We start from the raw sequence: 24840 nt of genomic DNA, 5'->3' as shown, positions 1-24840 counted from the left end.
ATATTGTTGCTAAGGAGTTTTACAATAAAAAAGGTAGCGCACTTTGGGCAACAGTAAGGAGGAGTTGGATTGGTCGACGAAAAAGTCACAGCGGTCGGACCGGTACGCGTTCATACGATTCCGACCGATAAGTACAAAACGAACACGATCGTTTGGAAAATGAAGGCCCCTCTTGCCAAGGAGACGGTGACGATGCGCGCGCTGCTGCCGCATGTGCTGCAAAGCGGCACCGCTGACTATCCAAGCGTAAAGGCGCTGCGCACCCATCTCGATGAGCTGTACGGAGCGACGCTTCAGGTCGATTTGAGCAAAAAAGGCGAACAGCATGTGGTGACGATTCGCATCGATGTCGCCAACGAACAGTTTTTGCCGGAACGGCCGGCGCTTTTCGATAAAGCGCTCCAGCTTCTCGCCGATCTGCTGCTTCGCCCGGCGCTCGATGGCGGCCGGTTTGTCCCTGAGATCGTCGAACAAGAGAAACGGGCGCTCCGCCAGCGCATTCAGGCGGTGTACGACGACAAAATGCGTTATGCGAACATGCGCCTTGTGCAGGAAATGTGCAAAGGCGAGCCGTACGCCCTCTCGCCGAACGGCGAGCTCGAAGATGTCGATGCCATTACCGCCGAGGGGCTGTATCGCTATTATGAGCAGGCGTTGGCGGACGATGAGCTCGATTTGTATGTCATCGGCGACGTCGAAGAAGAAAAGGTGCTCGCTGCGGTCACGAACCGCTTCGCTTTGCCAACACGCTCGCCATCCGCACAGGCGCCGCTCGCTCCGACCAAAGCGCGAGGGGAAGTGAACGAAGTGATCGAGCGGCAAGATGTCAAGCAAGGGAAACTGAACATGGGCTATCGGACTGACGTGACGTACGAGGACGACGATTACTACGCCTTGCAGCTGTTTAACGGCATTTTCGGCGGGTTTTCTCACTCGAAGCTGTTCATCAACGTCCGCGAAAAAGCGAGCCTCGCCTACTATGCCGCCTCTCGGCTGGAAAGCCATAAAGGGCTGTTGATGGTGATGTCGGGCATTGAGCCGGCCCATTACGAGAAGGCGCGCCGCATCATTGATGAACAGATGCAGGCGATGAAAAACGGCGATTTCACCGATGAAGAAATGGTGCAGACGAAAGCGGTCATCCGCAATCAGCTGCTTGAGACGCTCGATACGCCGCGCGGACTCGTCGAAGTGCTGTACCATAACGTCGTTTCCACGCGGCAGCGCTCGATCGAGGAATGGCTGACCGGCACCGATCAAGTGACGCGCGAAGACGTGGTGCGCGTCGCAGGCAAAGTGGCGCTCGATACCGTCTACTTTTTGACCGGAATGGAAGGGGGGGCGGACGATGGAAAAACAGGTGTATGAAACGCTAGGCGAGACGCTGTTTTACGAAAAAATGGAAAACGGCTTGGACGTCTATATATTGCCGAAAAAAGGATTCCATAAAACGTATGCGACGTTTACGACGAATTACGGTTCGGTTGACAATCAGTTTGTGCCGCTCGGAAAAACGGAAATGAAACGCGTCCCGGATGGCATCGCCCATTTTTTGGAGCATAAGCTGTTTGAAAAAGAGGATGGCGATGTGTTTCAGCAGTTCAGCAAACAAGGCGCGTCGGCGAACGCCTTTACGACGTTCACCCGCACCGCCTATTTGTTCTCAAGCACCGATAACGTTGAGAAAAACTTGGAGACATTGATCGATTTTGTGCAAACGCCGTATTTTTCCGACAAAACGGTCGAAAAAGAAAAAGGCATCATCGGCCAAGAAATCCGCATGTACGATGACAACCCGGACTGGCGCGTTTACTTCGGCGCCATTGAAAGCATGTATCACAACCATCCGGTCAAAATCGACATCGCCGGTACGGTCGAATCGATCGCCAAGATTACAAAAGAGCTGCTGTATGAGTGCTACGAAACGTTTTATCACCCAAGCAACATGCTGTTGTTTGTCGTCGGGCCGGTCGATGAGCAAAAAATGATGCAGCAAATCCGCGACAATCAGGCGAAAAAGTCGTTTCCGCCGGCGCCGGAAGTGAAGCGGTTTGCGTACGAAGAGCCAAGCGCCGTGGCGGAAAAGAAAAAAATCATTCCGATGCACGTGCAGACGAATAAATGTTTTGTCGGCATCAAAGCGCCGTCCGTGCCGAATACCGGCGGGCAAAAGCTGCGCCATGAGCTCGCGTTTCACGTGCTGCTCGATTACTTGTTCGGCAAAAGCTCACCGCATTACGAACGGCTGTACCGCGAAGGGCTGATCGATGATACGTTCATGTACGATTATACCGAAGAGCGAGAATTCGGCTTTGCCCTCGTCGGCGGCGATACGCGCGATGCTGAGCGCCTCGCTTCAGAAATTCAAACGGTGCTGTTGTCGTTGGATGTCGACGCCATAAAGAAAGAAGAAATCGAGCGGGTGAAAAAGAAAAAGATCGGCGCTTTTTTGCGCGCGCTCAACTCGCCGGAATACATCGCCAACCAGTTTACGCGCTACGCGTTTTACGGCGCCAGCTTGTTTGACATTTTGCCGGTGCTCTCCGCGCTGACGATCGATGAGATAGCGGACGTCGCTTCGGCTTGCTTCCGCGATTCGCAGCTCGCGGTTTGCGAAGTCGTGCCCAAAGAGTCATAAAGAGGTTTGCGCTCCGGTTCGTCTGCGACATGGACGCATGTCCAAGACGATGCGGATGCGCGCCGTTGATCGGGAAGAGGGCGTTTCCTCGCTGTTTGGCGGGCCCTCTTTTTTCGTGAGCATTCCCCAAAACGGCGATGCTCACCTTGGGGCGGAGGGCGCACCACTGTTCGCGAGTCTGACGCAAGACGCTCCCGCCGGCCGTGAAAGATTTTGTGGAGGGCGCACCGCTGTTCGCGAGTCTTGGCAATATCGGCGGTCGCCGGCTTGCCGATCGCGCGGAAGTTGCGATTTGCGGGTCTTTTCAGCGAACAAGGCTCGGTCTATGGTGTTTATACGAAGCGGTGAACGCGGCTCGCTCATCAATCATTAATGGGGTGGATGGAAAAGGAGGGGAAACGTTATGCGCTACGCTTTGATTACCGGCGCTTCCGGGGGGATTGGACAAAGCATCGCCCGCGAATTGGCTAAAAGCGGCTATGGGCTGTTTCTTCATTACTATCGGCGGCGGGCTCCGGTCGCTGCGCTGCAGCGAGAATTGGCCGGCACGCATGTCGTTCCGGTGGAAGCCGACTTGTCGATGCCTTCCGAAGTCGATCGGCTGCTCGCGCAAATCGACCGGCCGATCGACGCCATCGTTTACAATAGCGGGGCCAGTTATTACGGGCTGCTGACGGATATGAATGACGAACTGATAGAGCGCATGGTGCATCTTCATGTCACGAGCCCCGCTTTGTTGATCAAACGGTTGCTCCCGCCGATGATTGCGAACAAGCGCGGTCATATTGTGTTCATTTCCTCCATTTGGGGGGTGTGCGGCGCTTCCTGTGAAGCCGTCTATTCGATGACCAAAGGCGGGCAGAACGCGTTTGCCAAAGCGCTCGCCAAAGAACTGGCCCCAAGCGGCATTCGCGTGAACGCGGTCGCCCCTGGAGCGATCGAGACCGACATGCTGCGGCCGTTAGGCGCCGAAGATCTTCAAGCGCTGGTCGATGAAATTCCCGCCGGCCGGCTCGGCACCCCGGAGGAGGTGGCGAAAACGGTGGCGTTTCTCTTATCAGACGCCGCTTCCTACATTACGGGCCAAGTCATTTCCGTCAACGGCGGCTGGCATTGCTAAATGCCTATGGGGCTGGTGTTTCGTGCAAAATACTGCTGATTCCATCCATTTCTCAATTCGAGAAACCTTGCACAATCAGCGTGAAAATGCCGCACTGGCGCAGGATTTTCATCCCCTGGGTGGAGGGCGAATCCACTGTCCATGGATCTTTTCCGTGAAAATGCCGCACTGGCGCAGGATTTTCATCCCCTGGGTGGAGGGCGAATCCACTGTCCATGGATCTTTTCTGTGAAAATGCAGGACTGACGCGGATTTTCATCCCTAGGTGGAGGGCAAACGTTGCCTATGGAACTTTTCTGAATGAAAAGGCTGCCGAGCGGTGTGTGACATCGATGTTTCACCTTCGATGTTGGTGCCCGTTTTGTTCTTGCCCAATCGGGACCGCTAAGGCGGCGAAACGTATATTTTGGCTTCGGACAGGCAAACTATCCTTGAAACGTTCATCAAGGAGGGAATAGACATGTCGGTATTGGACAACTTTGAACAATGGAAAGAATTCTTAGCTGAACGTCTGCAGCAGGCGCAGCAACAAGGGTTGAACCAGCAAGTCATCTCCGATGTCGCTTATCAAATCGGGGACTATTTGGCCAAACACGTCGATCCGAAAAACCCGGAAGAGCGGGTGCTTGCTGACCTTTGGAGCGTAGCCGATGAAAGAGAACAGCATGCGCTCGCCAATATGATGGTGAAGCTCGTTCAACATCGCCAACACTGAACAAACAAACGGGGTGTCCCAAACGAAAGAGCGGGGCACCTTTTCTGCTGGAAGCCGGCTGCGGCTTTCGCCCCGAACATGCGGCCAAGGCCGCCGCTGGAGACGATCCGGCCGGGCAGATCCCCTTGCTGTTCCCCTCGCATGGAAATGGCGTTTTTCCTCCTCCTTTTCGGTTGCTTTTCCATTTGCGGTTATAGTAGTATGAATTTAGCATAAGGCGTTTGTGCGGACACCGGCAAGGAGGAGACGGAATGGGCAAGCAGGAATGGTATTTGGAATACGAAATTCATGTCAACCGCCCAGGGCTGCTCGGCGATGTCGCTTCGCTGCTCGGCATGTTGTCCATCAACATCGTGACGATCAACGGTGTCCGGGACTCGCGCCGCGGCATGCTGCTCCTTTGCGACAGCAATGAGCAAATCGAGCGGCTGGCGACGATTTTGCGGACGATGGACAACATTACGGTGACGAAACTGCGCCAGCCGAAGCTGCTTGACCGTCTCGCCGTTCGCCACGGCCGTTATATCCAGCGCGATGCCGATGACAAAAAAACGTTCCGTTTTGTCCGCGATGAGCTCGGTTTGCTTGTCGATTTTATGGCGGAAATTTTTAAAGAAAAAGGGCACAAGCTGATCGGTATTCGCGGCATGCCGCGCGTCGGCAAGACGGAGTCGATCGTTGCCGCCAGCGTGTGCGCCAACAAGCGGTGGATGTTTGTCTCATCGACGCTCATCAAGCAAACGGTGCGCACGCAGCTCATGGAAGACGAATATAGCGTCGACAATATTTTTATCATTGACGGCATCGTCTCAGCGCGCCGCGGAAATGAGCAGCATTGGCAGCTGGTCCGCGAGCTGATGCGCCTTGAGGCGACGAAGGTCGTCGAACATCCGGATTTGTTTGTCCGCCATACGGAATACACGCTCGACGATTTTAACTACATTATTGAGCTGCGCCATGAACCGGATGAAGAGATTTCGTATGAAGCGATTGAGCGCCCGACGTTGTTAGGCGGCGACGGGTTTTCCGAGTTCGGATTGTAATAGGGCGCCCCCTATAAGGCTGGTGAACAACGGCTCATTCCCTTTATCAATGAGAGAATGAGCGAAAAGCAGGACCGATGTAACGAGATTTTAACATCGTAAAGCCGTAGCCGCGAGTAAATCACCAGCCTCCTACGCGTTTGGCAAAGGTCATCAGTGAATCGCTTTTCTTTGCTTCAAGTCTAAAAAACGGAAGGTGTTGTCCGTTGACAGAACTAGGGAAACGTTTGCGAGAAGCGCGGGAAGAAAAGAAGATGAGTTTGGATGAGCTGCAGGAGTTGACGAAAATTCAAAAGCGGTATTTGCTCGGTATTGAGGAAGGAAATTACGCCATTATGCCGGGAAATTTTTACGTGCGCGCTTTCATCCGGCAGTATGCCGAGGCGGTCGGCCTCGATCCGGACGAGCTGTTTGAGCAATACAAGCAGGATATTCCCCAATCGTATCAAGAGGACATTCCACAACCGCTCTCGCGCGTGAAAACGCGCCAACAATTGTCCGCGGAGGGAGCGAAATGGCTCGATTGGCTGCCGAAACTGCTCGGCGTTGCCGCGGTGATCGGCGCCGCGGTTCTCGTCTGGCTGCTCCTTCAGCGCAACACGGCGGAAGTGCCGCCGGCGAAGACAAGCACGAAAACGGCGGAAGTGGAAAAGTCGAACCATTCGCCGCTTGAGCAGTCGAAAAAGCCGAAAGAAGAGGAGCAAACGACCCGTGAAGGCGGTGAAGAAAACGAGCAGTCTGCTCCGGCTAAAAGCGAAGAAAAGCCGGCCGCGACGCTCAGTGTAAAGGAGAAAAGCGGCAATACGGCGACGATTGAAGTGCAACATGCCGATACCTTCACCATCGAGCTGTCATCGCGCGGGAAATCTTGGGTCGACGTGTACAACACGAAAGGCCATTCGTTTTTCCGCAACAATTTAATGAAAGGCCAGACGAAAACGTTCGATTTGTCCGCGGAAAGCGAAGTCTGGGTGAAAATCGGCAACGCGCTTGACGTTGATGTAAAAGTAAACGGGGAGCCGTTTGCCTATCCGTTTGATCCAAACGATGAAGTGTTTCAAAAACTGCGATTCATCTTGAAAAAGTGACGGCAAGAGGCGGCCTTTCGCAGCGAAAGCCGCTTCTTTGCCCGCATCGATGTTGAGTAGCGGAGGTATTCGTTGTGAACTTGCCGAATAAAATTACGGTAGCGCGCATCATGTTGATCCCGTTTTTTTTGATTGTGATGCTCGTCCCGTTCGGTTGGGGCAGCATTCGCATCGGCGGCGAGGTGCTCCCGATCGCCCATCTTGTCGGCGCTCTCATTTTCATCGTGGCGTCAACGACGGATTGGATTGACGGCTATTATGCTCGCAAGTATGGGCTTGTCACCAATTTGGGCAAGTTTTTGGACCCGCTTGCCGATAAGCTGCTCGTATCGGCGGCGCTCATTGTGCTCGTTGAACTCGGGTTCGCGCCGGCTTGGATGGTGATCATCATCATCAGCCGCGAGTTTGCCGTCACTGGCTTGCGGCTCGTGCTTGCCGGTGAGGGGGAAGTCGTGGCAGCCAATATGCTCGGCAAAATTAAAACGTGGACGCAAATTATCGCGATTGCCGCCTTGTTGCTTCATAATCTACCGTTTTCGCTCATCCCGTTCCCGTTTGCCGACTTGGCGCTTTGGGTGGCGGTCATTTTCACCGTTTGGTCGGGATGGGATTATTTTGCGAAAAACAAACATGCGTTCGCTCGCTCTAAATAATAGGGTAGCCGCGAAGGAGGAGGCTGTTCATTGAACGCGGAGATCATCGCCGTCGGCTCGGAACTGCTGCTTGGCCAAATTGTCAACACGAACGCCCAGTTTTTGTCGCAGCAGCTTGCCGCCTTGGGCATCAATGTTTATTTCCAGACGGTTGTCGGCGACAACGCCGGCCGCCTTGAGCAGGCGGTGAAAACGGCGCAAACGAGGGCGAATCTCATCATCTTCACCGGCGGTCTCGGCCCGACGAAGGATGATGTCACGAAGGAGACGATCGCCCGTTTGCTTGGCCGCCGGCTCGTCATCGATGAAGAGGCGTTGCGGGCAATCGAAGCGTACTTTGCCCGCGCCCATCGGCCGATGACAGACAACAACAAAAAGCAAGCGCTCGTTTTGGAAGGGGCGACCGTCCTGAAAAACGAAAACGGCATGGCGCCGGGGATGGCGCTCACCGTCGCGGGCATCACGTACATGTTGCTGCCCGGGCCGCCGAAAGAAATGCGCCCGATGTTTACCCGTTACGGGATCCCCTTTTTGCGCGCTGCGTTCCCGCTGTCCGGACGCATTGAGTCGCGTGTGCTCCGCTTTTTTGGCATCGGCGAAGCGGCGCTGGAGACGGCGCTCGCCGATTTGATTGACGCGCAATCGAATCCGACGATCGCGCCGCTGGCCGGTGACGGCGAGGTGACGCTCCGCTTGACGGCGAAGCACCGGGACGCGGCGGAAGCGCAGCGGCTGCTTGATGAAGCAGAAGCGGCGATTTTGGCGCGCGTTGGCCGCTACTGTTACGGCTATGACGACGAAACGCTGTTTACGAAGACAAGCGAACGGTTAAAAGAAAGAGGATGGACGATCGCGGCGGCCGAGAGCCTGACCGGCGGGCTGTTTCTCGAACAGCTCACCGCCGTTCCCGGGGCGTCGCGGATCGTTCAAGGCGGCGTCGTTTGCTACACGAACGGCGTCAAACAACAGGTGCTTGGCGTGCCGCGGCCGCTTCTCGAAACGGACGGGGCGGTGAGCGAATCGTGCGCGCGTGTGTTGGCGGAAAACGTCCGTTCGCTATGCGGCGCCGATGTCGGCATCAGCTTCACCGGCGTCGCCGGCCCCGACCCGCTTGAAGGCCATCCGCCCGGCACCGTCTATATCGGCATTGCCATGCGCGAGCGCGGCACCGCTGTCCGCCGTTTGACGTTGTCCGGCACGCGCGGCGACATCCGCATCCGCGCCGCCAAATACGGTTGTTTTCTGCTGCTGGAGCTGCTTGCGGCCGACCGCTAATCTCGGCCGCTCCCTCCTTTCACACCCTCCACCGCCCATCGTTTGTTTCCGCCGGATCAGCATGGCGATTGTTGCTAGTTTCCCCACCAAAAAAAACGAATGAACGTTCGATTTTTTGCTTGGCAATGGTCAGAAAACGGTGTATAGTATAAGTAGCCTTACAAAAGGAGGAGGAAATGAGTGAATCAAGATCGTCAAGCCGCGTTGGAGCAGGCGTTAAAACAAATTGAACGACAGTTTGGCAAGGGGGCCATCATGAAGCTCGGTGAGCAAGTGGAACGAAAAGTTTCCGTTGTGCCGAGCGGTTCGCTGGCGCTCGATATCGCGTTAGGCGTCGGCGGCTATCCGCGCGGGCGGATTGTGGAAATTTACGGCCCGGAATCATCAGGGAAGACGACCGTTGCCCTTCACGCGATCGCTGAGGTGCAAAAGCGGGGCGGGCAAGCAGCTTTCATCGATGCCGAGCACGCGCTCGATCCAATCTATGCGCAAAAATTAGGAGTCAATATCGATGAACTGTTGCTTTCCCAGCCCGACACCGGCGAACAGGCGCTCGAAATCGCCGAAGCGCTCGTACGAAGCGGCGCGGTCGATATTATCGTCATCGACTCGGTGGCGGCGCTCGTGCCGAAAGCGGAAATTGAAGGAGAGATGGGCGATGCCCACGTCGGCTTGCAAGCCCGCCTCATGTCGCAGGCGCTCCGCAAGCTGTCTGGCGCCATCAACAAATCGAAAACGATCGCCATTTTCATCAACCAAATCCGCGAGAAAGTCGGCGTCATGTTTGGCAATCCAGAAACAACGCCGGGGGGGCGGGCGCTGAAGTTTTACGCTTCCGTCCGCCTAGAAGTGCGCCGCGCCGAACAAATCAAGCAAGGCAACGACATGGTCGGCAACAAGACGAAAATCAAAGTCGTCAAAAACAAAGTCGCGCCGCCGTTTAAAACAGCTGATGTCGACATCATGTACGGCGAAGGCATTTCCCGCGAAGGGGAAATCATCGATATGGCGTCCGAACTCGACATCGTGCAAAAGAGCGGTTCGTGGTATTCGTACAAAGACGAACGGCTTGGCCAAGGCCGGGAAAACGCAAAGCAATTTTTGAAAGAAAATCCGCATATTGCCGATGAAATCGCCCGTGCCATCCGTCAACATTACGGCATTGACGGCAGCGAGGCGGGCGGTGAACCGCAGCAAGACGAGTTCGCGTTGCTTGAGGAATAAGCGCCCCGGAGGGTGTCCCGAAAGGATCGGGACACCCTCTTTCGTTGCTCGATATACGTACGGACTGCTTCTGCCGCACCATCGGTTGTGCTGATCTTGAAGGCGGACAACCTTTTGCGTCAGCCCCTTTCCGAGTTCGCTTTCCCAAACGTGACGGCGCGTCTATACGATGCGAAAGATAAGCGTCAGCTCCTTTCCATGTTCGCTTTCCCCTAGGCGGCGGGCGTGGGCCTGTGTAATATCTTGACAATTGCTACGGGCGCCTTTACAATGAACATGTATATTTGTCCATACGCATGGCGGGGTCAAACGATCGTCCGCCGCGGCGGGACGGGAAGATGCCGAAAGCCGCGCGGGCGATCGCTGTGCAAAATGGGTCGAGCCAATACGTTGAAAATGGGAACATCCATCCGCGCCAACGATGGCGGCGCGCGAAAAATGCAGGGGAACATTGAACAGCAAGAGGAGGTGAAACGATGGGTCCAATCATCATCTCCGCTTTGCTTGCCTTAGTCATTGGTGCCGTTGTTGGCTTTTTTGTTCGCAAATCGATTGCCGAAGCGAAAATTGGCGGGGCGAAAGCAGCTGCCGAGCAGCTGATCGAGGAGGCGAAACGCGAGGCGGACGCCTTGAAAAAAGAAGCGCTTCTTGAAGCCAAAGATGAGATTCATAAACTGCGCACGGAAGCGGAGCGCGACATCCGCGACCGGAGAAGCGAGCTTCAAAAACAAGAAAACCGTCTCATGCAAAAAGAGGAAAATCTCGACCGCAAAGACGAAGCGCTCAATAAGCGCGAGGCGCTGCTCGAAGCGAAGGAAGAAGCGCTAAACGAAAGGCAACAGCATATTGAACAAATGGAAAGCAAAGTGGAAATGCTCGTCCAACAGCAACAAGCCGAACTGGAACGTATTTCCGGATTGACACGCGACGACGCGCGCCAGCTTGTTTTAGAGCGTGTCGAAAAAGAGCTGTCGCATGAAGTCGCCATGATGATCAAAGAGGCGGAAACGCGGGCGAAAGAGGAAGCGGATAAGCGAGCTAAGGCGATTTTGTCGCTCGCCATTCAGCGCTGCGCCGCTGACCATGTCGCCGAAACGACGGTTTCGGTCGTCAATTTGCCTAACGATGAAATGAAAGGGCGCATTATCGGGCGCGAAGGGCGGAACATTCGTACGCTCGAGACGCTGACCGGCATCGATTTGATCATCGACGATACGCCGGAGGCCGTTATTTTGTCGGGATTTGACCCAATTCGCCGCGAAACGGCGCGCATCGCCTTGGATAAGCTCGTCCAAGACGGCCGCATTCATCCGGCCCGCATCGAAGAGATGGTCGAAAAGGCGCGCCGCGAAGTGGACGAACATATTCGCGAAGTCGGCGAACAAACGACGTTTGAAGTCGGGGTTCATGGGCTGCATCCGGATTTGATTAAGATTTTGGGACGGCTCAAATTCCGGACGAGCTACGGGCAAAACGTTTTGAAACACTCGGTTGAAGTGGCGTTTTTAGCCGGGTTGATGGCGGCTGAGCTCGGAGAGGACGAAATGCTGGCGCGCCGGGCCGGCTTGCTTCATGATATCGGCAAGGCGATTGACCATGAAGTGGAAGGAAGCCATGTGGAAATCGGCGTCGAGCTGGCGACAAAATATAAAGAGCATCCGGTCGTCATCAACAGCATCGCTTCGCACCACGGCGACACCGAACCGACGTCGGTCATCGCCGTGCTCGTTGCCGCAGCCGATGCGCTGTCGGCAGCGCGGCCGGGAGCGCGCAGCGAAACGCTGGAAAACTACATTCGCCGCTTAGAGAAGCTGGAAGAAATTGCCGAGTCTTACGAAGGCGTGGAAAAATCATACGCCATCCAAGCGGGCCGCGAAGTGCGGATCATGGTCAAACCGGATATGATCGACGACTTGGAAGCGCATCGGTTGGCGCGCGATATCCGCAAACGGATCGAGGAAGAGCTCGATTATCCGGGCCATATTAAAGTCACGGTCATCCGCGAAACGCGGGCGGTAGAGTACGCGAAGTAAAAAGTGGCAGGCTGTTGCCACTTTCTTTTTTTGCCCGTACAATAAACATAAACGGCGATCGCTGACGGTGATCGTGTTGAGGTAGAAAGGGATCTGGGATGAGAATATTATTTATTGGTGATGTGGTCGGCGCGCCGGGACAAAAAATGGTCGAGCACTATGTGCCGAAGCTGAAGGAAAAATACCGTCCCGATGTCGTCATCATCAACGGTGAAAACGCGGCCGGCGGAAAAGGGATCACCGAATCGATTTACCGATCGTTGCTTGCCTGCGGCGCTCATGCCATCACCTTAGGAAACCATGCGTGGGACCAGCGCGAGATTTTTGAGTTTATCGATCAGGCGAAGGCGCTCATTCGCCCAGCGAACTACCCGTCCGGCACGCCGGGGACGGGGATCGTCTATGTGGCGACGGAACAAGGGGAAGCGGCGATCATCAATTTGCAAGGGCGGGCGTTTTTGCCGGCGATTGACTGCCCGTTTCAAAAGGCGGACGAGCTAATTGCCGTTGCTTCCGCGCGCACGTCTGTCATCATCGTTGATTTTCACGCCGAAGCGACGAGCGAAAAACAGGCGATGGGCTGGTATTTGGACGGCCGCGTGTCCGCCGTCATCGGCACGCACACGCACGTTCAGACGGCTGATAACCGCATTTTGCCAAAAGGGACGGCGTATATTACCGATGTCGGTATGACCGGGCCGTACGACGGCATTTTAGGCGTCGATCGCGACGCGGTGTTGCGCAAATTTTTAACCGGCTTGCCGGTCCGTTTTGGCGTTAAGGAAGGAAGAAGCCAGCTGAACGCCGTGCTTGTCGATGTGGACGCCAAAAGCGGGCGGGCGCTTCAAATCGAGCGGCTGATCATTAATGACGATCATCCTTATTTTGAATAGCTCATCTTTTGAAAATTTTAAAAAATGTGTCCCTCCCTAGCAGGAATAGTTGTTGAAACCGTGAATATAGTTACTAATGAAGACCTTTTCACGAAATCATTTTTCCAAGGGGACGAGGGAGGAACTAGGGATGGAAATATTAAAAGTGTCAGCCAAATCGAATCCGAACTCTGTAGCCGGCGCCTTGGCTGGTGTGCTGCGCGAGCGCGGCGCGGCGGAGATTCAGGCGATCGGCGCCGGCGCGTTGAATCAAGCCGTTAAGGCAGTAGCGATCGCACGAGGGTTTGTGGCACCGAGCGGCATGGACTTGATCTGCATTCCGGCGTTTACCGATATTATTATCGATGGCGAAGAGCGGACCGCGATCAAATTGATCGTTGAACCTCGTTAACTCGATGATTGGCGAATGGTAAAATATAACCTGTTGGCGCCTTCCACCTTGAAGGCAGGCAGGTTATTTTGCTTTTTAAGGGGGAGTATACATGATTTTTGACGCCCATTGCGATGCGCTCATGAAACTGTGGCAAGATCGGTCCTTATCGTTCCGTGACGGACGATCGCTTCATGTGACGTTTTCGGGAATGGCGGAAGCCGGGGTGAAGGTGCAATGCTTTGCCATCTACATACCGGAAACGGTGCCGGAAGAGGCCCGGTTCACGGCGGCGCTTGAGATGGCCGATCTTTTTTTCACCCGCCTCATCGATGCCTTTCCAGCGATGAAGGTGGTGCGCACGAAGCGGGACATTGCCTCTCTCAAAGAGGGGGAGATCGGCGCGATGCTGACGCTCGAAGGCTGCGATGCTATCGGCTCAAACCTTATCAAACTGAAAACGCTTCTTCGTCTCGGTGTTGCGTCTGTCGGCTTGACGTGGAACTTTCCGAACGCCGTCGCCGACGGGGCGTGGGAAACGCGCGGCGCCGGGCTGACCGCGTTTGGCCGGCAAGTCATCGAGCTGCTCAATGAAACGAAACGGTGGGTCGATGTGTCGCACTTGTCGGAGCGAGCGTTTTGGGATGTCATCGAGGCGGCCTGCTTTCCGATCGCCTCTCATTCAAACGCGCATCGCCTTTGTCCGCATCGGCGCAACTTGACCGATGAGCAGATTGGCGCGCTGATCGAAAAAGACGGAATCATCGGCATTACCTTTGTGCCGTATTTTTTGACCGATGATAAACGAGGGGCGACGGTGGCCGATGTGCTTCGCCATCTCGATCATATTTGTGCGCTCGGGGGAGAGCGCCATGTTGGCTTTGGCTCCGATTTTGACGGCATCACGCAGACGGTCGCCGGTCTTGCCTCGGTGAGAGACTACGCCCGGCTTGTTGACGAGCTGCATCGGCATTATTCCGCCGATCAAGTGAAACGGTTTTTGTTCGACAATTTTTATGCACATTTGCCGGAGTGATGAATGTCATTGAACAGCGGCTTGGCGTATCCTAAAATGAAAGGGAAATCATTGACCGCGCCGGCCGCTCGTTTTCAAGAGGGAAGGGAGTGGTTGGCTTGTCAGAAAAGTGGTACAATAGCAGTGAAGGTTGGAGCGAACATAAAGGGGTGTAACGCATGATCGAACAGTTGTCATGGAAGGTGGGCGGCCAACAAGGGGAAGGGATTGAGAGCACCGGGGAAATTTTTTCCACAGCCTTGAACCGCCTCGGGTACTATTTATACGGGTACCGTCATTTTTCTTCGCGCATTAAGGGGGGGCATACGAACAACAAAATCCGCGTCAGCACGAAGCCGGTGCGGGCGGTCGCGGACGATTTGGACATCCTCGTGGCGTTCGACCAAGAGACGATTGATTTCAATTTTCACGAGCTTCATAGCGGCGGCATCGTCATCGCCGACGCCAAATTCGATCCGGCGATTCCAGAAGGGACGGGAGTGGCGCTTTACGCCGTTCCGTTCACTGACATCGCGACGGAACTTGGCAACCCGCTGATGAAAAACATGGTCGCCATCGGCGCGACGAGCGCTGTGCTCGGTTTAGACGCCGCCGTGTTCGAAAGCGTGGTGGCGGACACGTTTGCCCGCAAAGGGGCGCAAGTGGTCGCCAAAAACATGGAAGCGATTCGCGCTGGGGCGCGGTATATGGAAAAGCAGCTGGACGGCCGCGGCGAGCCGATGAAACTCGCTCAAGCTGATGGAAAACAGCGACTGTTTATGATCGGCAATGACGCGATCGCCTTGGGGGCCCTTGCCGGCGGCGCCCGTTTGATGGCCGCGTACCCGATCACCCCAGCTTCCGAAATCATGGAATATTTAATCAAAGCATTGCCTCGTTTCGGGGGGACGGTCATTCAGACAGAAGACGAAATCGCTGCTTGCACGATGGCGATCGGTGCCAATTACGCGGGCGTGCGGGCGTTTACCGCTTCCGCCGGACCGGGGTTGTCGCTGATGGCCGAAGCGATCGGACTGGCCGGGATGACGGAAACGCCGCTTGTGGTTGTCGATACCCAGCGGGGCGGTCCGAGCACGGGCTTGCCGACGAAGCAAGAACAGTCGGACTTGCTGGCGATGATTTACGGAACGCACGGGGAAATCCCGAAAATCGTCATGGCGCCAAGCACGGTCGAAGAAGCGTTTTACGACATGGCGGAAGCGTTCAACTTAGCTGAGGAATACCAATGCCCGGTCATCTTCTTGTCGGATTTGCAGCTGTCGCTTGGCAAACAAACGGTCGAACCGCTCGATTACGACCGCGTTGAAATTCGCCGCGGCAAGCTTGTCACCGGGGAATTGCCGCCGCTTTCCGGCAAGGACAATTTCAAACGGTATGAACTGACGCCGGACGGCATTTCGCCGCGCGTGCTGCCGGGGACGAAAAACGGCATCCACCACGTCACCGGGGTGGAGCACGCGGAGACAGGACGGCCGTCGGAAACAGCCGCGAACCGCCAAGCGCAAATGGAAAAGCGGCTGCGCAAGCTCGCGCATCTCCATTTTCCGACACCGGTGCATAAACAGCTCCGCCATGAGGAGCCGGATTTGCTGCTTGTCGGCTTCTTGTCAACGCGAGGCGCGATTGAAGAAGCGATGGAGCGGCTCGAACAAGACGGCGTCAACGTCAACCATGCCCATATCCGCCTCCTTCACCCGTTCCCGGCGGATGACATGCGCCCGCTTGTCGAAAAAGCCAAGCGAGTCGTCGTCATCGAGCAAAACGCGACCGGGCAATTGGCGAGCTTGTTGAAAATGAACGTCGGGCATGCCGATAAAATCGCCAGCGTCTTGAAATTCGACGGCAATCCGTTCCTGCCGGGCGATGTCTATACTAAATGCAAGGAGTTGTTCATGCAATGGCCACCTTTAAAGATTTCCGCAATGATGTGAAGCCAAACTGGTGTCCCGGCTGCGGCGACTTTTCCGTGCAAGCGGCCATCCAACGGGCGGCCGCCAATCTTGGGCTCGAACCGCATGAGCTTGCCGTCATCTCCGGGATTGGCTGTTCGGGCCGCATTTCTGGGTACATTCACTCCTACGGTTTCCACGGCACGCACGGCCGCGTGTTGCCGCTCGCCCAAGGAGTGAAAATGGCCAATCGCGATTTGACCGTCATCGCCGCCGGCGGCGACGGCGATGGGTTTGCGATCGGCATGGGGCACACGGTTCACGCCATTCGCCGCAACATCGACATCACATACATCGTCATGGACAACCAAATTTACGGGCTGACGAAAGGACAAACTTCGCCGCGCAGCGCTGCCGGCTTTCAAACGAAAAGCACGCCGCACGGATCGATCGAGCCGGCGCTGTCGCCGCTCGAGATCGCGTTAAGCGCCGGAGCGACGTTTGTCGCGCAAGGGTTCTCAAGCGACTTGAAAGAGCTGACAAGCTTGATCGAAGAAGGCGTCAAGCATAAAGGATTTGCGTTCATCAACGTCTTCAGCCCGTGCGTCACATACAACAAAGTGAACACGTACGAATGGTTCAAAGAACGGCTCGTCAAGGTGAGCGACATCGAAGGGTACGACCCGGCCAATCGCGAGATGGCGATGCAGACGGTCATGAAATACGATGGGCTCGTCACCGGAGTGATTTATCAAAACGAAGAGCAAAAGTCGTATCAAGAGCTTGTGCCGGGCTACAGCGCAGCGCCGCTTGCTGAGGCGGACTTGAAACTAGACAAAGAACAGTTCGAACAGCTTGTATCGGAATTTATGTAAAAAAGGAAACAACTGACACCCCGTAGGGCTTGTCCCATCGGGGGTTTTTTGTTATCATGATATGTTCCGGGCTTCCGGAACAATTCCCGTTGTGTTTCTTGGCAGTTGACGATATACTATGATAATGTGTAGTTTGGAAGAATTTTGCGAGAATCATGCAATGATGTTGGACAGAAAGGAGATCGCGATTGCGATGAACGAAAAACAACGTTTGGAGCAAACGGGACAAATCAAAACGGAAAGCCATCCAGCGGACAGAAAATCCGCCTTGGACCGGCTGAAAGCGAAAACGTCGAAAGACTATGAGAAATACTTCTCGAGCGTCTTTCTCCCGCCGAATTTAAAAGAAGCGAAAAAACGCGGCAAGGAAGAAGTGCAATATGTGAAAGACTTTGCGATTCCCGATGAATTCCGCGGCATGGGGCGCGGGCGGAAATTTTACATCCGCACGTACGGCTGCCAGATGAACGAGCATGACACGGAAGTGATGGCCGGCATTTTCATGGCGCTCGGCTATGAGCCGACCGACCGGCCGGAAGACGCAAACGTCATTTTGCTCAACACGTGTGCGATCCGCGAAAACGCGGAAAACAAAGTGTTCGGCGAGCTCGGCTACTTAAAGCCGCTTAAAACGACGAACCCGGACTTATTGCTTGGCGTGTGCGGCTGTATGTCGCAAGAAGAAGCGGTCGTCAACAAAATTTTAAAGCAATACCAATACGTCGACATGATTTTCGGCACGCACAACATCCATCGCTTGCCGTACATTTTGCATGAGGCGTACATGTCGAAAGAAATGGTCGTCGAAGTATGGTCAAAAGAAGGGGACGTCGTCGAAAACTTGCCGAAAGCGCGCAAAGGAAACATTAAAGCGTGGGTCAACATCATGTACGGCTGCGACAAGTTTTGCACGTACTGCATCGTCCCGTATACGCGCGGCAAAGAGCGGAGCCGCCGCCCGGAAGACATCATCCAAGAAGTGCGCCAGCTCGCCGCCCAAGGCTACAAAGAAATTACGCTGCTCGGGCAAAACGTCAACGCTTACGGGAAAGATTTCACCGACATCCAGTACGGCCTTGGCGATTTAATGGATGAACTGCGCAAAATCGATATTGCACGCATTCGTTTCACGACGAGCCATCCGCGCGACTTTGACGACCGGCTCATCGAAGTGCTCGCCAAACGCGGCAACTTGGTTGAGCATATTCATCTGCCAGTGCAATCAGGCAGCACGGAAATTTTGAAAATGATGGGTCGCAAGTATACGCGCGAGGAATATTTGGAGCTCGTCCGCAAAATCAAAGCCGCCATTCCGGATGTCGCGTTGACGACCGATATTATCGTCGGCTTCCCGAACGAGACAGACGAGCAGTTTGAAGAAACGCTGTCGCTTTACCGTGAAGTCGAGTTTGACTCGGCGTACACGTTCATTTACTCGCCGCGCGAAGGCACGCCGGCGGCGAACATGAAAGACAACGTGCCGATGAAAGTGAAAAAAGAGCGGCTCAAGCGGCTGAACGACCTTGTACAAGAAATCGCAGCCAAGAAAATGAAGCAATACGAAGGGCAAGTCGTCGAAGTGCTCGTAGAAGGCGAAAGCAAAACGAACCCGGATGTATTGGCGGGTTATACGCGCAAAAACAAGCTCGTCCACTTCGTCGGCCCGAAATCGCTCATCGGCCGATTGGTCAACGTGCGCATTACGCAGGCGAAGACGTGGACGCTGACAGGCGAGCTGGTGAACGAAGCGATGGAGGTGAAAAAGGATGGCAAAGTATACGCGGGATGATGTATTGGCGCAGGCGAAGCAGCTCGCCAAAATGATCGCCGAAACGGAAGAAGTCGACTTTTTCAAACGGGCCGAAGAAAAAATCCATCAAAACGAAAAAGTGCGCGCGCTGATCAACGAGTTGAAATCGCTGCAAAAGCAGGCGGTCAACCTCCAGCATTACGGCAAACGCGAGGCGTTGAAAAAAGTCGAGCAGCAAATTGACGCCATTTACGAACAGTTGTCGCAAATCCCGATCGTCAGCGAATTCCAGCAATCGCAAGCCGATGTGAACGATTTGCTTCAGCTCGTCGCCTCGACGATTTCCAATACGGTCACCGACGAAATTCTCGCTTCGACCGGCGGTGACGTGCTGCGTGGTGAAACGGGTGCCGCGCTTCGTCACAGCAAGCCCGGCGGCTGCCATTAAAACGCTGGCGGAGCGGAAGAGACGGGTCAAAAGCGTCCCTTAAGCGGGGGCGCTTTTTTTTCATCGGCCGATGGAAAAAGGAACATCGATCTTCTCCGGCCTCCTAGCGCTAACCGAAAGGATTGGGTCGGCGCTTCCGCCGCCAGCGGCAAAAAAGAAGGCACATCGAACGGAGCGGGCGCATACAATGAACTATACGGAATAATGATTCATTTGCTGTGCACATTAGCGGAGATGGCGCATAGGATGAAATGAAGATTCATTTGAGGAGGGTTCCGTTCGATGTCTGAATACAGGGAAATTATTACAAAAGCCGTTGTCGGCAAAGGGCGCAAGTTTACGCAATCGACCCATACGGTGACGGCGCCGAACCGCCCGTCAAGCATTCTTGGCTGCTGGATCATCAACCACCGCTATGAAGCGAAAAAATGCGATAAAACCGTCGAAATTCACGGCCACTACGACATTAACGTCTGGTATTCGTACAACAACAATACGAAAACGGAAGTCGTTACGGAAACGGTCTCGTACACTGATGTGGTCAAGTTAAAATACCGTGATAAAGACCATTTAATTAGCGACGACACCGATATTATCGTCCGCGTCATCCAGCAGCCGAACTGCCTCGAATGCACGATTTCGCCGAACGGCAACAAAATCGTCGTCGATGTCGAGCGGGAGTTCGTCGCCGAAGTGATCGGCGAAACGAAAGTATGCGTTGCCATCAACCCAGAAGGCTGCGGCCAAGACGATGATTTCTGCGACGATGATGACCTTGACGAGGAATTGGAAGATTTAAGCCCTGAACTGCTGCTTGGTGAGGAAGAGTAAAACTAGGAAATTTCTTTCCTAGTTTTTTCTTTTGCCGCTTGTTATAATAGTAGCGCAATCAATGAGCCTTCGGGCAAAAAAGGTTGGGAGAAGCAATGCCGTCGTATACACCGATGATCCAGCAATATTTGCATATTAAAGCACAATATCCGGACGCGTTTTTGTTCTTTCGGCTTGGCGACTTTTACGAACTGTTTTTTGACGACGCCATCAAGGCGGCGCAGGAGCTGGAAATCACATTAACGAGCCGCGACGCAGGCGGCGATGAACGGGTGCCGATGTGCGGGGTGCCGTACCATTCGGCGCAAGGATACATTGAACAGCTGATCGAAAAGGGATACAAAGTCGCGATTTGCGAGCAAGTCGAAGATCCGAAAGCGGCCAAAGGGGTTGTGCGCCGCGAAGTGGTGCAGCTCATCACCCCGGGTACGCTCATGGAAGGAAAGGGGCTTTCCGACAAGGAAAACTGCTACTTGGCGGCGCTTACGCCGTTTGCGGATGGTACATACGGATTGGCTTACGCGGATTTGTCGACCGGGGAAGTGCGGCTGACGCTGCTGTCGTCTTGGGAGGAGACGGCCAATGAGCTCCATGCTATTCGGGCGCGGGAGCTCGTCGTTTCGTCAGACAGCGATGACGGATGGGTGCGCGAGTTGAAAGAACGGTTCGCAGCGACCGTTTCTTATGAAGATGAAGCGGCGTGGCGGGACGAGTGGGATCGCGTCGCCGGGCACGTCGGGCAAGAAAAGCTCCGTTCAACGCTTGCCCGTCTGCTTCATTATCTTGTCCGCACGCAGAAGCGCCGGCTTGATCATTTGCAGCCGGCCGAACTGTATCAAGTCGACCAGTATATGAAAATGGACCGGCATTCGAAACAGCATTTGGAACTGGTCGAAACCGTCCGCTTGAAAGGGCGGAAAGGCTCGCTGTTATGGCTGTTGGATGAAACGGTGACGGCGATGGGCGGCCGTCTGCTGAAACAATGGCTCGACCGCCCGCTTGTGAACCGCGAGGAGATCGAACGGCGCCTCGATTTCGTCGAAACATTGAAAGCAGCGTATTTCGAACGTCAAGAGCTGCGCAGCGGACTTCGCAGCGTCTACGACATCGAACGCTTGGCCGGCCGCATTTCTTACGGGAACGCCAACGCCCGCGACCTCGTACAGTTGAAAAAATCGCTCCTTGAAGTGCCGGCGCTCCGCCGGACGGTCGGCGCGCTGCCGCTTTCGGAAGCCGGGCGGCTCGCCGAGCGGCTCGACCCGTGCGAAGAGCTCGTCGAGTTGCTCGAGCGTTCGATTCAAGAACAGCCGCCGCTTTCCGTCAAGGAAGGGAATATCATCAAAGACGGATATGACCAACGCCTTGATCGCTATCGTGACGCGAGCCGCAACGGCAAGGCGTGGATCGCCGAACTGGAGGCGAAGGAGCGGGAAGCGACCGGCATCAAGTCGCTGAAAGTGGGCTACAACCGCGTGTTTGGCTATTACATTGAGGTGACAAAGCCGAACCTTCCGCTCGTGCCAGAGGGGCGCTATGAGCGGAAGCAGACGCTCGCCAACGCGGAACGTTTTATCACTCCCGAGTTAAAAGAAAAAGAAGCGCTGATTTTAGAGGCCGAGGAAAAAAGCATCGAGCTCGAATATGAGCTGTTTGTCGCCATTCGCGAGCAAGCGAAGCAATACATCCCGCGCCTGCAGACGCTGGCGAAAGCCATTGCCGAGCTCGATGTGCTGCAATCGTTCGCCGCGGTGAGCGACGAGCGCCGCTACGTGCGCCCGCAATTTTCCACGGAGCGCGTCTTGGCCATTCAAGGGGGGCGCCATCCGGTTGTCGAAAAAGTGCTCGGCACGCAAACGTATGTGCCGAATGACTGCTATATGGACCGCGAGCGGGAAATGCTGCTCATCACCGGGCCGAACATGGCCGGGAAAAGCACGTACATGCGGCAAGTGGCGCTCACCGCCATCATGGCGCAAATCGGCTGCTTCGTTCCGGCGGAACGGGCGGTGTTGCCGATCTTTGACCAAGTGTTCACCCGCATCGGGGCGGCCGATGATTTAGCGGCCGGGCAGAGCACGTTTATGGTGGAAATGCTTGAGGCGCGCCACGCCATCGTCCATGCGACGCAAAACAGTCTCATTTTATTCGATGAGATCGGACGCGGCACATCGACGTACGACGGCATGGCGCTCGCTCAGGCGATCATTGAATATATTCACGACCGAATCGGTGCGAAAACGCTGTTTAGCACGCATTATCATGAGCTGACCGCACTGGAAGAGACGCTGCCTCGGCTTGTGAACGTCCATGCCCGTGCGGTTGAAGAAAATGGAAAGGTCGTTTTCCTCCATCAAATCGCCGCTGGTGCCGCCGACAAGAGCTACGGCATCCATGTCGCCGAACTGGCTGGGCTGCCCTCTTCGCTCATTGAGCGGGCCCGCTGTCTTTTGGCCGAATGGGAACAATCCACACCGAAGCGGGAAGCGGCGGAATCGTCTGTGCGCAGTCCGCAGGCCGATGAAGAGGACGCGCCTGCCAAAACAGGAGGACAAGCGGGCGGACGGCCGCCGAGCCGGGCGGCGGGCGAAAGAAAAGAGCGGGAGCGAGAAACGGTGGTCGAGCAGCTCACCATGTTTCCCGATCTTGCCCCCGCGCCTGTGGAAACCTCCCTTTCCCAAAAAGAAAAAAAGGTGCTCGCGGCGCTGAAAGACCTCCATTTGCTCGAGATGACCCCGCTGGAGGCGCTGAACAAGCTGTATGAGCTGCAAAAGCTCCTGAAGTAAGGGGGGAGAAGCGATGGGACGCATCCGCAAACTCGATGATTTGCTGGCGAATAAAATCGCCGCCGGCGAAGTGGTTGAGCGGCCGGCTTCGGTCGTCAAAGAGCTCGTTGAAAACGCCATTGACGCCCATAGCACAGCGATTGAAATTGAATTGGAAGAGGCCGGGATGACGAAAATTCGCGTCATCGACAACGGCGACGGAATGGAGGAAGACGATAGCCTTCTTGCTTTTGAGCGGCATGCGACCAGCAAAATTGAAGATGAGCATGATTTGTTTCGCATCCGCACGCTCGGTTTTCGCGGCGAGGCGCTGCCGAGCATCGCCGCGGTATCGGAAGTCGAGCTGGTGACAAGCACGGGAAGCGGCCCGGGCACGAAGCTGGTGCTTCAAGGCGGCCGGTTGTTGTCGCGCGAGCGGGCGGCAGCGCGCAAAGGGACCGATTTGACCGTATCGAACTTATTTTTCAATACGCCGGCGCGCTTGAAATATATGAAAACGATTCACACCGAGCTCGGCCATGCCGTCGATGTCGTTCAACGGCTTGCGCTCGCCCATCCCGACGTGTCGTTCCGGCTTCGCCATCACGGCAAAACGCTCCTTCTGACGAACGGCAGCGGCGATGTCCGGCACGTGCTCGCTGCCATTTACGGTGCCGAGACGGCGAAACAGATGATTCCGATGGAAGCGGAGTCGCTTGATTTTCTCGTCCGCGGCTACCTGTCGCCGCCTGAGGTGACGCGCGCCTCGCGCCATGCCATGTCGCTCGTTGTCAACGGACGCTACGTGCGCAGCGCGCCGCTGGTGAAGGCGATTGAAGCCGGCTACCATACCCTTTTGCCGATCGGCCGCTATCCGATCGTAGTTCTCGCCATCGAAATGGATCCGGTGCTCGTAGATGTCAACGTCCATCCGGCCAAACTGGAAGTCCGCTTCAGCAAAGAAGCGGAGCTGCAAGAGCTCGTTGCATCTGCCATCCGCGAGGCGTTCCGGCGGCGAACACTCATTCCGCCCGTATCAGCGGCCAACAAGACGGTCAAACCGAAAACGGAGCAAGCTTCGTTTACGTTCGCCCATCATGTTCATGAACCGCCCGCGGAGTCGGACAGCCAGAGGGAGAACCGCGAACGGGCAGGGACGATGCCGGGGCTTGACAACGAGGAGGCGAACGCGCGCATCGGTGGGGAAAGCGGACAGACGGGAACGATGCCCCCGTCTGCTGGGCGGCCGTTTTCCCCGTCGCCATCCGCTGACGTTGGAAACGGAGAAAAGGAAGACGCTGCCTCTGCTTCGCCCGTTGCTCGACCGCATGCGGATGGCGGGGACAAACCAGAGGCGCCGCCGCTGCCTGCTGACGGACAAACGGAGACAAAGCAAACTGATCGCCTTCCCCCGCTTTATCCGATCGGCCAGCTGCACGGAACGTACATCTTGGCCGAAAATGAACAAGGGCTGTATATGATCGATCAACACGCAGCCCAAGAACGGATCTATTACGAATATTTCCGCGAAAAACTGGCTCAAGTGTCTAACGAGGTGCAAGAGCTGCTCGTCCCGCTGACATTGGAATATCCGGCCGATGAATACGAGCGCCTCGTCGCCTGCCGCGACGAACTCGCCCGCTGCGGCGTGTTTCTTGAGCCGTTCGGTCCGCGGGCGTTTGTTGTTCGCTCCCATCCCGTATGGTTTCCGAAAGGGAAAGAAAAAGAAATCATCGAGGAAATGATCGCGGACGCGCTGGCAACCAAAACGGTCGATATCAAGAAGCTGCGCGAGCAAGCCGCCATTATGATGAGTTGCAAGCAGGCGATTAAAGCCAACCGTCATTTGCGCGACGATGAAATCTTTGCGTTGCTCGAGGCGCTGCGGAAGACGACCGACCCGTTCACCTGTCCGCACGGCCGGCCGATCATCGTCCATTTTTCAACTTATGAAATTGAAAAGTTATTTAAACGGGTAATGTAAATGGAGGGTGTCCCAAAAGGATCGGGACACCCTCTTTCGTTGCTCGATATACGTGCTGACTGCTTCTGCCGCACGATCGGTTGTGCCGATCTTGAAGGCAGACAACCTTTTGGGCTAGCCCTTTTTGTAATCGTTTTGTAATCTACTTTTCTTCGTTTTGTTACAGACGAGTTGTTTGGATTTTACTATAATGGCTCATGTGCAGGAATACAT

20 protein-coding genes are annotated in these 24840 nt (G+C 55.2%); all 20 read left to right on the top strand.

From position 1 onward, the window contains the following. The first annotated feature begins 69 nt into the window (after positions 1-69). The 20 genes from NST29_RS11410 to mutL all read left to right on the top strand — a co-directional run bounded on the left by NST29_RS11410 (position 70) and on the right by mutL (position 24627). A complete protein-coding gene (locus NST29_RS11410) occupies positions 70-1368 on the top strand; it encodes a pitrilysin family protein (RefSeq protein ID WP_033023139.1) in 1299 nt (432 codons plus the stop codon). Continuing rightward, positions 1349-2638, top strand: coding sequence for a pitrilysin family protein (locus tag NST29_RS11405; RefSeq protein WP_033023140.1), 1290 nt, complete (start codon positions 1349-1351; stop codon positions 2636-2638). Before NST29_RS11410 ends, NST29_RS11405 begins: the two co-directional genes overlap by 20 nt. Positions 2639-3041: 403 nt before the next feature. Next, positions 3042-3758: an SDR family oxidoreductase gene (locus NST29_RS11400; protein WP_033023141.1), complete on the top strand. Its 717-nt coding sequence runs from the start codon at positions 3042-3044 to the stop codon at positions 3756-3758. 460 nt (positions 3759-4218) lie between these two features. After that, positions 4219-4473 (top strand): DUF3243 domain-containing protein, encoded by a 255-nt coding sequence (locus tag NST29_RS11395; RefSeq protein WP_033023142.1) that lies wholly within the window; start codon positions 4219-4221, stop codon positions 4471-4473. A gap of 251 nt (positions 4474-4724) precedes the next feature. After that, entirely contained in the window at positions 4725-5516 is a 792-nt protein-coding gene (locus NST29_RS11390) for a DUF3388 domain-containing protein (RefSeq protein WP_033023144.1), read from the top strand. A 206-nt stretch (positions 5517-5722) separates the two neighbouring features. Continuing rightward, complete coding sequence (locus NST29_RS11385) at positions 5723-6604, top strand: helix-turn-helix domain-containing protein (RefSeq protein WP_033023146.1); 882 nt, start codon at positions 5723-5725, stop codon at positions 6602-6604. 74 nt (positions 6605-6678) lie between these two features. Beyond that, positions 6679-7257, top strand: a complete 579-nt coding sequence (gene pgsA, locus NST29_RS11380) for a CDP-diacylglycerol--glycerol-3-phosphate 3-phosphatidyltransferase (RefSeq protein ID WP_033023148.1) — start codon at positions 6679-6681, stop codon at positions 7255-7257. Positions 7258-7287: 30 nt separating this feature from the next. Further along, positions 7288-8532, top strand: a complete 1245-nt coding sequence (locus tag NST29_RS11375) for a competence/damage-inducible protein A (protein WP_033023150.1) — start codon at positions 7288-7290, stop codon at positions 8530-8532. Positions 8533-8712: 180 nt separating this feature from the next. Next, positions 8713-9756 carry a recombinase RecA gene (gene recA / locus NST29_RS11370; protein ID WP_033023151.1) on the top strand — a complete coding sequence of 348 codons (1044 nt, stop codon included), beginning with the start codon at positions 8713-8715 and terminating at the stop codon, positions 9754-9756. Between the two features lie 476 nt (positions 9757-10232). Continuing rightward, positions 10233-11789, top strand: a complete 1557-nt coding sequence (rny, locus tag NST29_RS11365; RefSeq protein ID WP_033023152.1) for a ribonuclease Y — start codon at positions 10233-10235, stop codon at positions 11787-11789. Positions 11790-11887: 98 nt separating this feature from the next. After that, a complete protein-coding gene (locus tag NST29_RS11360) occupies positions 11888-12682 on the top strand; it encodes a TIGR00282 family metallophosphoesterase (protein ID WP_033023154.1) in 795 nt (264 codons plus the stop codon). A gap of 130 nt (positions 12683-12812) precedes the next feature. Beyond that, positions 12813-13073 carry a stage V sporulation protein SpoVS gene (gene spoVS / locus NST29_RS11355; RefSeq protein WP_003251598.1) on the top strand — a complete coding sequence of 87 codons (261 nt, stop codon included), beginning with the start codon at positions 12813-12815 and terminating at the stop codon, positions 13071-13073. 91 nt (positions 13074-13164) lie between these two features. Further along, the gene (locus NST29_RS11350) at positions 13165-14088 is read left to right on the top strand and encodes a dipeptidase (protein ID WP_033023156.1); all 924 of its coding nucleotides are present in this window, start codon (positions 13165-13167) and stop codon (positions 14086-14088) included. A 158-nt stretch (positions 14089-14246) separates the two neighbouring features. Further along, the gene (locus tag NST29_RS11345) at positions 14247-16019 is read left to right on the top strand and encodes a 2-oxoacid:acceptor oxidoreductase subunit alpha (RefSeq protein WP_033023157.1); all 1773 of its coding nucleotides are present in this window, start codon (positions 14247-14249) and stop codon (positions 16017-16019) included. Beyond that, a complete protein-coding gene (locus NST29_RS11340) occupies positions 15986-16852 on the top strand; it encodes a 2-oxoacid:ferredoxin oxidoreductase subunit beta (RefSeq protein ID WP_033023159.1) in 867 nt (288 codons plus the stop codon). Before NST29_RS11345 ends, NST29_RS11340 begins: the two co-directional genes overlap by 34 nt. A gap of 193 nt (positions 16853-17045) precedes the next feature. Then, entirely contained in the window at positions 17046-18641 is a 1596-nt protein-coding gene (miaB, locus tag NST29_RS11335; RefSeq protein ID WP_033023160.1) for a tRNA (N6-isopentenyl adenosine(37)-C2)-methylthiotransferase MiaB, read from the top strand. Then, complete coding sequence (locus NST29_RS11330; protein WP_033023162.1) at positions 18619-19050, top strand: RicAFT regulatory complex protein RicA family protein; 432 nt, start codon at positions 18619-18621, stop codon at positions 19048-19050. Before miaB ends, NST29_RS11330 begins: the two co-directional genes overlap by 23 nt. 282 nt (positions 19051-19332) lie before the next feature. After that, entirely contained in the window at positions 19333-19881 is a 549-nt protein-coding gene (locus NST29_RS11325; RefSeq protein ID WP_033023165.1) for an outer spore coat protein CotE, read from the top strand. A gap of 95 nt (positions 19882-19976) precedes the next feature. Then, positions 19977-22664 carry a DNA mismatch repair protein MutS gene (gene mutS, locus NST29_RS11320; RefSeq protein ID WP_033023168.1) on the top strand — a complete coding sequence of 896 codons (2688 nt, stop codon included), beginning with the start codon at positions 19977-19979 and terminating at the stop codon, positions 22662-22664. A 13-nt stretch (positions 22665-22677) separates the two neighbouring features. Further along, positions 22678-24627: a DNA mismatch repair endonuclease MutL gene (gene mutL / locus NST29_RS11315; RefSeq protein ID WP_033023179.1), complete on the top strand. Its 1950-nt coding sequence runs from the start codon at positions 22678-22680 to the stop codon at positions 24625-24627. Positions 24628-24840 lie beyond the last annotated feature (213 nt).

This window comes from Geobacillus sp. FSL W8-0026 (assembly GCF_037966255.1).
Classification (GTDB): Bacteria; Bacillota; Bacilli; order Bacillales; family Anoxybacillaceae; genus Geobacillus; species Geobacillus icigianus.
The sequence above is the reverse complement of the archived record's forward strand: the minus strand, read 5'-3'. Positions and strand labels throughout refer to the sequence as shown.

Coding starts and splice junctions, on each gene's coding strand:
- NST29_RS11405 (WP_033023140.1), top strand. CDS start 1,349: ATGGAAAAACAGGTGTATGAAACGCTAGGCGAGACGCTGTTTTACGAA.
- NST29_RS11400 (WP_033023141.1), top strand. CDS start 3,042: ATGCGCTACGCTTTGATTACCGGCGCTTCCGGGGGGATTGGACAAAGC.
- NST29_RS11395 (WP_033023142.1), top strand. CDS start 4,219: ATGTCGGTATTGGACAACTTTGAACAATGGAAAGAATTCTTAGCTGAA.
- NST29_RS11390 (WP_033023144.1), top strand. CDS start 4,725: ATGGGCAAGCAGGAATGGTATTTGGAATACGAAATTCATGTCAACCGC.
- rny (WP_033023152.1), top strand. CDS start 10,233: ATGGGTCCAATCATCATCTCCGCTTTGCTTGCCTTAGTCATTGGTGCC.
- NST29_RS11360 (WP_033023154.1), top strand. CDS start 11,888: ATGAGAATATTATTTATTGGTGATGTGGTCGGCGCGCCGGGACAAAAA.
- spoVS (WP_003251598.1), top strand. CDS start 12,813: ATGGAAATATTAAAAGTGTCAGCCAAATCGAATCCGAACTCTGTAGCC.
- NST29_RS11350 (WP_033023156.1), top strand. CDS start 13,165: ATGATTTTTGACGCCCATTGCGATGCGCTCATGAAACTGTGGCAAGAT.
- NST29_RS11345 (WP_033023157.1), top strand. CDS start 14,247: ATGATCGAACAGTTGTCATGGAAGGTGGGCGGCCAACAAGGGGAAGGG.
- NST29_RS11340 (WP_033023159.1), top strand. CDS start 15,986: ATGGCCACCTTTAAAGATTTCCGCAATGATGTGAAGCCAAACTGGTGT.
- miaB (WP_033023160.1), top strand. CDS start 17,046: ATGAACGAAAAACAACGTTTGGAGCAAACGGGACAAATCAAAACGGAA.
- NST29_RS11330 (WP_033023162.1), top strand. CDS start 18,619: ATGGCAAAGTATACGCGGGATGATGTATTGGCGCAGGCGAAGCAGCTC.
- NST29_RS11325 (WP_033023165.1), top strand. CDS start 19,333: ATGTCTGAATACAGGGAAATTATTACAAAAGCCGTTGTCGGCAAAGGG.
- mutS (WP_033023168.1), top strand. CDS start 19,977: ATGCCGTCGTATACACCGATGATCCAGCAATATTTGCATATTAAAGCA.
- mutL (WP_033023179.1), top strand. CDS start 22,678: ATGGGACGCATCCGCAAACTCGATGATTTGCTGGCGAATAAAATCGCC.